We start from the raw sequence: 12,666 nt of genomic DNA on the forward strand, positions 1-12,666 counted from the left end.
ATTTTACGATGGATTCCAGCGGCTTTGAAATCCATCGTAAAATGAAAAATCTTGCCTAGCGAGATCATATAATTCAGATGGGATCTGCCACTGCGCACCGTGCGATTCAAATGCTTCGCATTCTGTTGTAAATTGAGCTAACCCGACTTGATCTATGTGCGAAAATACGCCACCTGTATGCGGTGCAAAACCGATTCCAAGTACAGATCCCAGATCCCCATCAATTGGTTGTGCAATGATCCCGTTCACGAGACAGCGAAAGGCATCTAATGCTACTACATGCAATAATCTTTTCTCCAAAATATGCAGATCATCAGACGATGGATTTGCTTCTTGGCTAGCTACTAAATTCTGTCGCTTTCCATGCTCATCATAGCTATAAAAGCCAGCATTACCTTTGCGACCAGTTTTGCCTTTTGCAATAAGATCTTTTAAGTATGTGTAGGCATTGAGCTGCGCTTCGTGCAATTCAGGTAATTGATCGTATACGTGTAACATTAATGGGAGAGATATTTCGTCCAACACTAATAATGGTCCCACAGGAAAACCTGCGGCACGAGCTGATTTCTCGACATGGTATGGAGAGATTCCTTCCAATACCATGGTAATTCCCTCTAACAGGTAGTTAAAGAAAATTCTGGAAGTGAAGAAACCTGGCCCATCTTGTACTATAATAGGGATTTTATCAAGTTGATGTATGTATTTTAATGCTATGTCTTTTGTGCTTTCAGCGGTATCTTTACCCATTATGACTTCTACTAGCGGCATCCTATCTACTGGAGAGAAAAAATGTAAGCCAATCAACGAAGCTGGACAATAGCTCGCCTGCGCTAATTGATTAATCGGTAGTGAGGTCGTATTTGAAGCCAATACTGCTTGTGGGGGAAGGTTCGGTGATATCTTCGCAATTAGTTCAGTTTTTAGCGTCATATCCTCAAAGACAGCCTCCACCAATATTTCTGCCGATCTAATGTCGGAAAGATTCGATGAAGGCTGTATGCGCTGCAATATTTCGGATTGCTTTTCCGAAGTCATTTTTCCTTGTACTAGCAACTTGTTGGTAACCTTTTGCGCATAGTTTTTGCCCTGATTAGCTTTTTCTATATCGATGTCTACTAGCTTCACTGCAATACCAGCACGAGCACTTTCAAAAGCTATACCCGAACCCATCATGCCCGCACCAACCACTGCAATCCGCTTCACTTCATGGTTAGCACGTAGTGCACTGTTTTTTGCTTGTTTTTTTGCGCTTAGAATACCATAGTAATTAGTGCGCAGTAAGGCCGTGACTATATCCGAGGTAGCTACTTGACAATATAAATCATGCTCAAGTTCTAGTAAAGCTGATGTGTCGACACCGGCTTTGTGTGCTTTTACGATTTCTTGCGATGCAGCCACGCCAGGAAATAGGGGATTGCTGCGCGCAGGTTTCATCGAAATTTGCGGCTCATCGTCCTTTACCTTATTAAGCTTCTCAGGCGATTTGCCTTGCTGCACAATAGAACGGATCACTGCTAAAACATCATCTTTACCCTTCACTTGCTGATCAATAATCCCTAAAGTCAAAGCCTCTTTGAGCCCCATGACTTCATGTTGTGTAGCCACCTGAAAAGCAATATCCTCATTCCAGAGCTGAAGCATTCGACTTACTGCGCCAAATGCCGGTAAAATGCCAAAAGCCGCTTCTGGAAAGCCGAAATTACTGCGAGATCCAATCACGATACGATAATCGGCCCATAGCATCCATGAAAAGTGCGTACCCACACAATCGTTATCTATCAACCCGATTATGGGCTTATTATAAGACTGCAGCTTTAGCCAATACTGATCTATCTGCTTTATGTATTTGGATGCATCTTCTTGCTGCGCAGATATTATCCAAGCCTTGTAATCTACATCATGGTATGAGTCGTCAGGTAGTAAATGATAAAAAAGCGATGCTACTTCAGCACGGCTTAGCCAGTCGTTTGCTAACTTGAAGAAAGCCAAAATATGCGCTGCTGATATGCCTTGATTGACAGACAGCGATAAACCGACTTCAACAATACCATGCTCGTGTGTACTTATAATAAAATCGTTGTGGTAATCTATATTCCTCATTATGATACTTTTTCAGTGATGTTTGTGTTGGATGATGGATAAGCCACTTGGTCGATCGTCATTTTTGCGATAATCTCCAGCATAATTTCGGAGGTGCCACCGATAATCGTACCTACTCGGACATCACGATACAAACGTGCAATCTTATAATCTTCCGTAAAACCATAACCGCCAAATAGCTGTAGACACTGACTCACCACTCGATTCGCTAATTCGCTAGCTTGTAGTTTAGCGATCGAACATTCTTTGACGGCATAAACCTGATCTTCCTGCAAATCACAACAGTGCTTTAAGTACGCTTTCTGCACGAGTATGTCTGCCTCCATCTGTGCTATATTATGTCTCAGGACTTGAAAATCTTTAAGTTTCTTATTAAATGCAGTTCTGTTTTGTACATATTCCAAGGCATATCCTAAGGCAGATTCTGCTGTTGCCAAACTATGAATAGCAGCTGTCAATCTTTCTAATTGCAAACCACCCATAAGGTAGGCAAAACCACTATTTTCTTTACCCACGAGATTTTTTGCGGGTACACGTACATCATCGAAGTGTAATTCGGCTGTATCCGACGCATGCCAACCCATTTTCTCAATCTTCTGAGCCGATACTCCCGGAGCATTTCGATCTATAATGATTAAGCTAATTCCCTTTGTCCCAGCTTTGGGATTGGTTTTCACGGCAGTGATGAAAAAATCACCATAGTATCCATTTGTGATAAATGTCTTTGATCCATTGATGATGTATTCATCCCCGTCACGAATAGCTACGGTTTGTATATTCTTTACATCAGAACCTGCACCAGGTTCGGTAATGGCGATAGCACTTACAAGATCGCCATTAATTACTCCTTGGAGATACTGCTGCTGTATATACGGGCTTCCATATTTCCAAAGGTAAGGAGCAGACATGTATTGTATTACAAGAGCCGAAATAGTAAAGCCGCCAGAAAAACACTTAGACAGCTCTTCACAAAAGATCATGGAATAATGGAAATCAAGTTGCAAACCGCCTAGTTCTTCTGGAAAGTTTAATCCCATAAAACCCATTTCGCCCATTTTTTTCCATATGTTACGATCTATTTGACCCTTCTTTTCCCAGTCGTCAATATGCGGTAAAATTTCTTTTTTAATAAAAGCACGTAAGCTATCGCGGAAAGCGTAGTGCTCCGGAGTTAGGGCATGGGTCATCATCATTTATCAGTTTAAAAAAAGTCTATTCGTAATTTAAAAAATATTTCGAAATGATTAAAGGTGCGCAGCTTACGAGAGTTATATGTTTTTAGCATAGATGTTTGATGATTATAAATTTGACTCTGAATTGGTTGCCAAAATTATAATCGATCGGCAAAAAGAATAAGGAAAATATATTTCTATTGCCGCAATTTATACTTGATAAAAAATATGCTAAATTATTTAGTATATTTGAACGTCAATTACTGAAAAACATGTCAAAAGAATTGCGAGAATACGCTATTGTCGATATCGAAACTACAGGAGGGAGCGCCGAACGCAGTAAGATTACCGAAATAGCCATTGCGATACACAATGGTACCGAGGTAGTGGAGCGTTGGGAAAGCTTAGTTAATCCGCAACAAGCTATACCGCAAGCGATTTTTAGTCTGACAGGCATCACCGATGAGATGATCGCTACCGCACCAGCTTTTGGCGAGTTAGCAGATACAGTTTATGCTTTTTTGAAAGATCGAGTCTTCGTGGCGCACAATGTCAACTTTGATTATTCTTTTATAAAACATCAACTTGCCGAAGCGGGCTTGCCGTGGCAAGCTCCTAAGTTATGTACGGTACGATTGGCACGCAAAATAAAGCCCGGCTTGCCATCTTATAGTTTAGGCCGCTTGTGCGATATGCTTGACATTCGAGTTCAGAACCGACACCGTGCAGGTGGCGACGTGACGGCCACTGTTGCGCTCTTCGATTTACTATTGGCATCAGACAGCGATGCGGTACTGACGCAGATGCTCCGAAAAAATGCTGTTGAACAGCGTTTACCCGCCAATCTGTCTCAACATATATTCGATAACTTACCAGTTTCACCAGGTGTATATTATTTTCATGATCGTTCTGGGAAGGTCATTTACATCGGCAAAGCTATCAATATTAAAAAGCGTGTAGCTGGGCATTTCAGTGGGCATAATATTCAAGCAAAACGTCAAGGTTTTCTTCAAGAAATACATGATATATCCTATGAACGTTGTGGGACAGAACTGATGGCTCTTTTGCTCGAATGTTTGGAAATCAATCGACTTTGGCCGAAATACAATCGCGCGCTCAAAAGATTAGAGCCTAAATTTGGGTTAGTAAACTACACCGGAATGGATGGCTATCAACACCTAAGCTTAACTAAATTACTCAAATACCAAACCTGCATTCAATCGTTTTATAGTCTGCGTGAAGGCGCCGCCGTATTGCGCAAAATGATCAATACGATGGGCTTGGATATACGTTTTTGTCATTTTCCGTTGGAAGTACGTATGCCGCCGACGGCAAATGACCTTGTGCGCAGGATCCAAGATCTACCAGATCAGGAATCCTATAACGCGAAAGTAGAAGCAGCCGTTGCACTAGTACAGGAAGATGCGTCTAGCTATTTGATTATTGATAAGGGCCGCGATGAACAAGAGAAAAGTTGTATCTGGATAGAAAAAGGTAAATTCTACGGCATGGGCTATATTCGTGCCGAAAGCCAATCTACAAGTTTGCAAGAGTATAAAAATGAATTACAACGGTATAGCGGCAATGCGTACATGATGCAGGTTATCGAGTCCTTTTTAGCCAAAGGTGTCAAACAGCATCAATTGATCAGGATTGATCCAGAACAACTCGATGAAGCTGCAGTAGCAAAGCCAGCAACCCTTCATATGAAATTGTTGTAAAAAAGATCGTTAGGTCTTTGCCAAATTTCGCAATACTTGTTTGGCCGAAGCGACGTTGCTATTATTCGCACTAAAATATTACATAATTTTAGGTGATAATGAGCTAAAATGGGTTAATTTCGACCAAATTATTTCTAACTAACAGCACGTTCACCAAATGAAACAACTTTTTATAGCTTGTTTAGTTTGCTTAGCCAGTTCTTCCATTGCTCAGGACAAAGTGAAGACCGAAGAAAAAGCAAATTATGCATTGGCTGCAAAGTTTTCGCCAGAAAAACTAAAAAAATTAATACACTCCACCAGTGTAACTCCGAATTGGATAAATCATACCGACCGATTTTGGTACGAGTATAGCTCGCCAGCTGGCAAAAGGTGGTATTTGGTAGATCCAGCAGCGAAGCGCAAAACGCCACTATTTGATCACGATGATTTAGCAGCAAAGATCACGCGCATCGTGCGAAATCCATTCGATGGTCAACATCTGGATTTGAAAGATTTGCGATTCACCGATGATGAGAAACGTATTCAATTTGAAGTGCAGAGCACAAAAGATACGCTAAAGAGTAAGGAGGAGATCGCAAAACTAAAAAACAAGTCAGATACCATAAAAAAGAAAATTTTTCACTTAGAATATGATCTTGGATCGGGCGTACTACGCGAGATTAGTGATCAAACCAAAGAGAAAAGTACACTATCGTGGGCAAATTTTAATCCCGATACAACACGCGTCTACTTTGCCAAAAAGTATAACCTGTATTGGATGACAAAATCCGATTACGACAAAGCGGTAAAAGATGAGAAAGATAGCACTATAGTAGAACATCAATTCACTACCGATGGTGTGTCGAATTATGCATGGGGTGGTGATGAGTACAGTATTACTACCGGCGGCGACAAAGAGGAAACTGAGAAACGTAAATCCGTTTATTTGAGTTGGTCGCCTGATGGCCGCCATTTTGTGCTCACGCGTAAAGATAGCCGGCACCTTAGTCCATTATGGGTGATTAATAACGTAGGAGCCAAACGCCCAACGCTAGAAACTTATAAGTACCAGATGCCAGGCGAAGTGGATTCTACGGAAACCGAATTGTTTATTTTTGATGCGCAAACATTAACACCAAATCGTGTAAATGTCGCTGCTTATAAAAATCAAACGATAGGAATCTGGAGAAAAGATCGCGATAAAAGCAGCTACGCTGGTAAGCGCTTTATTAGTTATTGGCATGGTAATGATGAACAATTTTATATTTCTCGTTCGAGCCGTGACCTGAAGCGAATTGATGTCTTAGCTGTTGACGTAGACGGTAGCGTACGCACCCTAGTGGAGGAGCGCTCCAATGTATATCAAGATGTTCACAAACCATATATCGTGAATGATGGAAAACAGTTTGTACATTGGTCTCAACGCGATGGTTGGGGGCATTTGTATCTGTACGATAATCAAGGCAATCTACAACGCCAGCTCACTTCGGGCACATATAATGTGGATGATGTGCAAGCATATCAACCAGCAAGCAATACCATTTTATTTACCGCTAATGGAAAAGAAGATGGTGAAGATCCGTACTTTCTACATTATTATAGCCTTAATCTTAATGGAGGTACACCAAAACTGTTAAATCCGGGCGATTTTGATCATCAGATCACCAATAGTGAGAGCGGAAACTATTTCGTGAACAATTCTTCTCGCGTCAATACTACACCAGAGTCCAATCTTTACGCTTCCAACGGTCGATTGGTGATGAAATTAGAAAAAGCAGATTTGTCAGCCTTGTTTGCAGCTGGCTACAAATTTCCAGAACCTTTCACTGTAAAAGCGGGTGATGGCATTACCGATCTGTATGGCGTGATGTACAAACCTTTTGATTTCGACTCCACCAAAACCTATCCGTTGGTAGAATATGTATATCCAGGCCCTCAGACCGAAGCGGTAAACAAGTCTTTTGGTCGAAGTATGGATCGTATTGACCGGCTAGCACAAATGGGCTTCATCGTAATTACGGTCGGAAATCGTGGTGGTCATCCAGCTCGTTCGCAATGGTACCACACCTATGGATATGGTAATTTGCGCGATTATGGTTTAGAAGATAAGAAAGTTGCTGCTGAGCAATTAGCCGATCGGCATCCTTTTATTGATGTGAACAGAGTGGGTATTACCGGTCATTCTGGTGGTGGATTTATGTCGACCGCAGCGATGTTAGTTTATCCTGATTTCTTTAAGGTTGCTGTATCGGGAGCTGGAAATCACGAAAATAATATTTACAACCGTTGGTGGAGTGAGCGCCATCATGGTGTAGGAGAGAAGATCACGGCAAAAGGTGATACCACTTTTAGCTACGATATTGATCGCAATTCGGTATTAGCTAAAAACTTGAAAGGCAAACTTCTTATAGCAACTGGTGATATCGACAACAACGTGCATCCTGCAAACTCAATTCGAATGGCAGAAGCGCTCATTAAAGCCAACAAACGATTTGATTTTTTGCTATTGCCAGGCCAACGACATGCTTTTGGCGACATGACCGAGTATTTCTTCTGGAAGATGGCCGATTATTTTTCACAACATTTGATCGGTGATTCCAAAATGGACGAAGTAGATATGGTAGAGATGAATCGAGAACGGCCACTGAATCGATAAACTGCTGCCTTATCTTGTTTTAGATAGGTTTTTAGTATGATTAAAAATAAGAATGCCCATCCCTTTTAGGATGGGCATTCTTTTATGGGAAAAAATTGAAGGCTGTATAAGAATAATTGGAAAATTAGCTACTTTAGCCTAAGATGAATATGGATTATCCTAACAATAAGCGACGCTCTAGACAGATATTAATCTTCATTTTGAAGATTGTAATTGCGGGAATATTAATTTGGAGTCAAGTACAATTTGAAGAAATTTATGCCTTAAATCCGGAATCACAGCGTGCGCGTAGTTTCCCGATGCAGATGTTGCTGGCGGCTTATACCTTTCTTATCCCCAGTATTATTTTTTCGATCATTCGTTTTACATTTATTGCGATCTATCACGCGCGCAATGCCAATCGTGCTGTGCGCGGCAACTTTGTATTAGGCGTAAACCGACTAACTGCGGTAGCGAATTCGATTTGTGCCATCATTGCAATGATGATCTTTTTTGGTATTAATCCGCTAGAATTTGTGACAAGTCTTACTATTGTTGCGATGGCTATAGCTGTTACGTTCCGAGATTATATTACCAATATGATTAGTGGCTTAATTATTATGTTTTCCGATCAGTTGTCGATAGGTGATCGTATCCGAGTGGGCAATCAACAAGGTCGGATTATTGATATTACTTTAGCCAATATTGTTTTTCAGGATGAAGAGGATGATATGGTGATGGTGCCCAACAATATGGTATTTACATCTACACTGACCAATCATTCAGCGCATCCCTCAAGTTTATTTGCCGTAAAATTTGAGTTGCCGTTAGACATTGCTATAGAAGTAGAGCTATTAGAGACCGCGCTGCGCGAAAGTCTGCAAGCACATCCTAACCTCGAACACGGCGAAGAGATGGAATTGAAAGTAGTCGAGATCGGGAAGGATTATGTAAAGTACCGTATGGATTTACATGCTGTAAGCAATAGTAATAAATTACATCGACGTCTAGAAAATGAGATTTTGAAAGAAGTTTTAAAGTTTGAGCAAAACGCTACCGCTGCTAAATCCGTCTAACTTTTACTTCTTTTACGAAGTGTTGCGCATCTTTGGTAAGGATGAGATCGGCACGGTAACGTGTCGGTAGGATGTTTTCTTGCAGATTAGGTCTATTAATCTCATTCCATATTCCACTTGCCATCTTAAAGCTTTCTTCGGGCGACATGTCGGCGTATTTATGAAAATACGACTTATTGTCCTGAAACGCAGTAGCACGTAGCGATTCAAATCGATTGATATACCAACTCACTATATCTTCTTCAGCGGCATCTACGTAAATCGACAAATCAAAAAAGTCGGAAACGAATACGCCATTCCCTGATTGCTTTTGGGAGTTTACTTGCAAGACATTTATGCCCTCCACAATCAAAATGTCAGGCTGTGCAATAGTTTGATATTCGTCAGGGACAATATCGTACACCATGTGCGAGTACAAGGGCAATTTGTAGGTTCTATTTTCGGATTTCATTTCCGACAAGAAATTCAATAGCAGACGTGTGTCATAGCTTTCCGGGAATCCTTTGCGGTTAAGTATTCCTTTTGCGATTAATTCGGCATTAGGAAATAAGAAACCATCCGTAGTTACCAGATCTACTTTGGGCTTCTCTGGCAATAAGGATAATACTTTTTGCAATACTCGGGCAGTCGTGCTTTTGCCGACGGCAACCGAACCGGCTATACCGATAATGAACGGCAACCGTTTTTCCTCACGATGAAAGTATTCATTGCTTGATGCATGCAGCGAACGATACTGTTGAATATGCAGTTCGATTAGGCTTGATAGCGGGAAGTAGATATCTTCAATCTCAGCAATATTTAGTGGCTCGCCCAGCGACCGGAGGTTGTCCAGATCGGCGGAAGTCATATTGTGTGAACGTTTGCCATTCAGTTTTTTCCACTCTTCTTTCGTGAAAGTACGAAATGGATTGGTAAAAGTTTGGTCTTGTATTGAAGACATGCTTTCTTAGTTTTGCTGGCACAAATATAAACCTATGAATTTATATTTTTCGTAGCATTTAAATCAAATAGATGCTAATAAACCATCAAGAATTAGGCTACCCGTGGCAGGGTTGGTCGCTAATGGCACATTATATAGGTCACAAATTCTCATAAGCATTTGAATATCAGGCTCGTGAGGGTGTTTGCCTAAAGGGTCACGAAAGAAAATAATTCCATCAACTTTTCCTTCGGCAGCTAGTGCTGCTATTTGTGCATCGCCACCTTTTGGACCGCTGAGTTTTAATTCGACTTCCAGTCCGGTCTGTTTCACATACGTACCAGTGGTACCGGTAGCCACTATATGCGCTTTGGATAATGAATTTTTATGATCTTTTACAAATGCTACCATTTCGGCTTTCTTGCATCGTGTGCTACCAGCGCTATTGTCTTCATTCTTATTGGGTATGATCGGTTTTTATGATTTAAAGATGTATTTTGGTGCTATGCACACATATTTCTATAACATTACAAGTTACAATTTCTAGTGTGCTTATGCAAAAAACAAATAGGAAACAATAATGGCTGCGACAACTCCTACAAGCTCAGCAAGTAATGCGCAAGGTAAAGCATGACGCGTATTTTTGATGGCTACCGAACCAAAATAAACAGCCAGTACATAAAAGGTTGTTTCTGTAGAACCTTGTATAACGCAAGCTACACGAGCTGCAAAATCATCTGCACCTTTGGTCGCCATCAACTCAACCATTAAACCGCGAGCACCAGAGCCGCTAAGTGGTTTCATAAATGCAACTGGTAGTGCGTCTACAAAACCTGTATCGATACCCGTACTGGATAGCAAAAATGTAATACCGCCAACTAAATAATCCATGGTGCCTGACGCACGGAAAACTGCTATACCCACCAATATAGCTACGAGATAAGGAATAATCTTCACGGCTACGTCAAATCCCTCTTTTGCTCCTTCAATAAATGCATCATATACATTAATCCTTCTAAATAGTGCTAGCGCAATAAAAGAGACAAATATTGAAAAAAGTGTCACATTTCCGACCACACGCGATAATACGCCGATCTGCTCTTGGCTCAAAGTATTGAAATAATAAAGTGTTCCAAAAACCAACAAGGACAAACCTCCAAGATAAGCAAGTATGGTTCTATTAAATAGGTTGATGCGTTGGTATATCGCAACGAGAATAAGTGCTGCTAGCGTAGAGAAAAAAGTAGCTATTAATATGGGTAGAAAAATATCTGAAGGTTGTGCGGCTCCTGCCTCTTGCCGATAAGCCATAATGGAAATTGGCAAGAGGGTAAGGCTAGACGCGTTGAGCACAATGAACATTATTTGCGCGTTGGAGGCCGTTTCCTTTTGCGGATTCAACTCTTGTAGTTCTTTCATCGCTTTTAATCCTAGCGGCGTTGCTGCATTATCAAGCCCCAAAGCATTTGCGGAAAAATTCATCAGCATAGATCCCAATGCTGGGTGATTTTTAGGTATCTCAGGGAAAAGTTTATGAAAAAAAGGTCCAACAATACGGGCGAAAATATTAATCATACCACCACGCTCTCCAATTTTCATGATACCTAAAGCGAAAGTCATCATACCAACTAAGCCTAAACTTATAGTGGCACCATTAGCTGCACTTTCGAAAAGAGCGTTGACTATATGCTGGAAAACTTCGGTATCACCTCCAATCAACTTTATCAGTGCTACAACAAAGGTGATCAGGAAAAATGATACCCAAACATAATTAAGCGCCATATTTACGTGTATTGTGTCGTAAATGTACACATTTTACCTAAAAAGTACGTATCGAAGCCCATCTTGCAAGAGTCATACGATAGGGTAAAGTGATGAGAAAATTTTAAAATTCAAATGGATCAAAAAGTTAGGCAGCTACTCGGGATGGTGTTTACAGGCGTTTCATGTGCAGCGTTACGTTACCTTCTGACAAAGCTAAATCTGTTGCGTCGACTTTATATTGAAAACCAAAGCGCCTATAGTCCTCATCATCCCGCCGCCTAAAACTAATATGTACCGAATCCCTACTGATTTCATAAAATCCTGAGCCGTCCGCTGTGGAAAAGAAAGATTTATCTGCGCGAAATTCAAAGTATTCCTCCCTAGTGTATAACGTATCGATACTCGTATTGCCTGTAGCAGATCGTCGCTCTTCTGAAAACACAAACCATTGCCCATGAATAGCATCAAGGTTGAAATCAGGTTCTTTCTCGCAGGAGGATAATAGAATGGCTAAAAATAGTAGAACTACAATGTTTTTCATGGTTTTGTACAGTGCAAAAGCAGTGCCTTAAGATTGGATTCGGTGTTAACTTTGCATTTTTTGGTCCGTAAGAATATAGATTGGACGATTTCACAAACATAAAACACCGCCCAAAAGCGGTGTTTTATTGGAAGGATTTACCAATGACTTACGATATTTTAAATAATGTCAAGTAAGTCATAGAAAATTGAATAATTGTAAATCCAACATACTTATTGATTTATTAAACAGAAAAACTCTCTCCGCAGGCACACGTACGGGAAGCATTTGGGTTGTGGAATTCAAAACCTTTACCGCCTAATCCATCTGTGTAGTCCAACTCAGTACCAGCTAAATAAAGATAAGACTTGATATCCAGACAGATCTTCACACCATTATCCTCAAAAAACTGATCGCCCTTCTTTTCCTCGTTGTCAAAATTTAATTTGTAGGATAATCCTGAGCAACCACCGCTTTCCACGGCAACGCGTACGAAATAAGAATCGTTATACTGTTCATCTCTCAAAATTTCTTCAATACGCGCTTTCGCTTTCTCTGTAACGGTCACCATAGCATGCCTTTTTTAGTATATATACAAATTACCGTATTTTTCAAAAAAAAAGCAATGCCTTCGAGTAGCAATAATGTCATTTCTGTTTCAGATATGAAAATATGCCACTCGAAATAATATTATTACGCTGAGTTAGACCTAATTATTGTAATAATTGCAACACATTCACCCGAATTAACGTTTTTTAATAGAAAAAATGTTCTGAT

General features: G+C 40.6%; 10 protein-coding genes. 3 read left to right on the forward strand and 7 right to left on the reverse strand.

Going from position 1 to position 12,666, the window contains the following annotated elements:
- Window positions 1–3 precede the first annotated feature (3 nt).
- On the reverse strand, window positions 4–2,100 hold the full coding sequence (locus A0125_RS02600; protein WP_066751698.1) for a 3-hydroxyacyl-CoA dehydrogenase NAD-binding domain-containing protein: 2,097 nt from the start codon (window positions 2,098–2,100) through the stop codon (window positions 4–6).
- Complete coding sequence (locus A0125_RS02605; RefSeq protein ID WP_066752691.1) at window positions 2,100–3,290, reverse strand: acyl-CoA dehydrogenase family protein; 1,191 nt, start codon at window positions 3,288–3,290, stop codon at window positions 2,100–2,102. Before A0125_RS02605 ends, A0125_RS02600 begins: the two co-directional genes overlap by 1 nt.
- Before the next feature lie 254 nt (window positions 3,291–3,544).
- Here A0125_RS02605 and A0125_RS02610 point away from each other — a divergent pair, with 254 nt between their 5' ends.
- The 3 genes from A0125_RS02610 (at window position 3,545) to A0125_RS02620 (ending at window position 8,686) form a co-directional block, all read left to right on the forward strand.
- Window positions 3,545–4,993, forward strand: a complete 1,449-nt coding sequence (locus A0125_RS02610; protein ID WP_082784856.1) for an exonuclease domain-containing protein — start codon at window positions 3,545–3,547, stop codon at window positions 4,991–4,993.
- 157 nt (window positions 4,994–5,150) lie between these two features.
- Entirely contained in the window at window positions 5,151–7,631 is a 2,481-nt protein-coding gene (locus A0125_RS02615) for a S9 family peptidase (protein WP_066751701.1), read from the forward strand.
- A 143-nt stretch (window positions 7,632–7,774) separates the two neighbouring features.
- A complete protein-coding gene (locus A0125_RS02620; RefSeq protein ID WP_156472387.1) occupies window positions 7,775–8,686 on the forward strand; it encodes a mechanosensitive ion channel family protein in 912 nt (303 codons plus the stop codon).
- Here A0125_RS02620 and coaA read toward each other — a convergent pair.
- The 5 genes from coaA to A0125_RS02645 all read right to left on the reverse strand — a co-directional run bounded on the left by coaA (window position 8,673) and on the right by A0125_RS02645 (window position 12,460).
- Entirely contained in the window at window positions 8,673–9,626 is a 954-nt protein-coding gene (coaA, locus tag A0125_RS02625; protein ID WP_066751704.1) for a type I pantothenate kinase, read from the reverse strand. The genes A0125_RS02620 and coaA overlap by 14 nt on opposite strands.
- Before the next feature lie 63 nt (window positions 9,627–9,689).
- The gene (locus tag A0125_RS02630; protein WP_231863091.1) at window positions 9,690–10,016 is read right to left on the reverse strand and encodes a methylglyoxal synthase; all 327 of its coding nucleotides are present in this window, start codon (window positions 10,014–10,016) and stop codon (window positions 9,690–9,692) included.
- 141 nt (window positions 10,017–10,157) lie between these two features.
- Window positions 10,158–11,387: a nucleoside recognition domain-containing protein gene (locus tag A0125_RS02635; protein WP_066751707.1), complete on the reverse strand. Its 1,230-nt coding sequence runs from the start codon at window positions 11,385–11,387 to the stop codon at window positions 10,158–10,160.
- Between the two features lie 151 nt (window positions 11,388–11,538).
- Window positions 11,539–11,910 (reverse strand): hypothetical protein, encoded by a 372-nt coding sequence (locus A0125_RS02640; protein WP_066751709.1) that lies wholly within the window; start codon window positions 11,908–11,910, stop codon window positions 11,539–11,541.
- 223 nt (window positions 11,911–12,133) lie between these two features.
- Window positions 12,134–12,460: a HesB/IscA family protein gene (locus tag A0125_RS02645; RefSeq protein WP_066751717.1), complete on the reverse strand. Its 327-nt coding sequence runs from the start codon at window positions 12,458–12,460 to the stop codon at window positions 12,134–12,136.
- Window positions 12,461–12,666 lie beyond the last annotated feature (206 nt).

It is taken from the genome of Sphingobacterium populi, from assembly GCF_001586775.1.
Classification (GTDB): domain Bacteria; phylum Bacteroidota; class Bacteroidia; order Sphingobacteriales; family Sphingobacteriaceae; genus Sphingobacterium; species Sphingobacterium populi.

Bases quoted from the DNA above. Each gene is read 5' to 3' on its own strand.
- A0125_RS02605 (WP_066752691.1), bottom strand. From the start codon at position 3,290: ATGATGACCCATGCCCTAACTCCGGAGCACTACGCTTTCCGCGATAGC.
- A0125_RS02620 (WP_156472387.1), top strand. From the start codon at position 7,775: ATGAATATGGATTATCCTAACAATAAGCGACGCTCTAGACAGATATTA.
- A0125_RS02645 (WP_066751717.1), bottom strand. From the start codon at position 12,460: ATGGTGACCGTTACAGAGAAAGCGAAAGCGCGTATTGAAGAAATTTTG.
- A0125_RS02610 (WP_082784856.1), top strand. From the start codon at position 3,545: ATGTCAAAAGAATTGCGAGAATACGCTATTGTCGATATCGAAACTACA.
- coaA (WP_066751704.1), bottom strand. From the start codon at position 9,626: ATGTCTTCAATACAAGACCAAACTTTTACCAATCCATTTCGTACTTTC.
- A0125_RS02635 (WP_066751707.1), bottom strand. From the start codon at position 11,387: ATGGCGCTTAATTATGTTTGGGTATCATTTTTCCTGATCACCTTTGTT.
- A0125_RS02640 (WP_066751709.1), bottom strand. From the start codon at position 11,910: ATGAAAAACATTGTAGTTCTACTATTTTTAGCCATTCTATTATCCTCC.
- A0125_RS02630 (WP_231863091.1), bottom strand. From the start codon at position 10,016: ATGGTAGCATTTGTAAAAGATCATAAAAATTCATTATCCAAAGCGCAT.
- A0125_RS02600 (WP_066751698.1), bottom strand. From the start codon at position 2,100: ATGAGGAATATAGATTACCACAACGATTTTATTATAAGTACACACGAG.
- A0125_RS02615 (WP_066751701.1), top strand. From the start codon at position 5,151: ATGAAACAACTTTTTATAGCTTGTTTAGTTTGCTTAGCCAGTTCTTCC.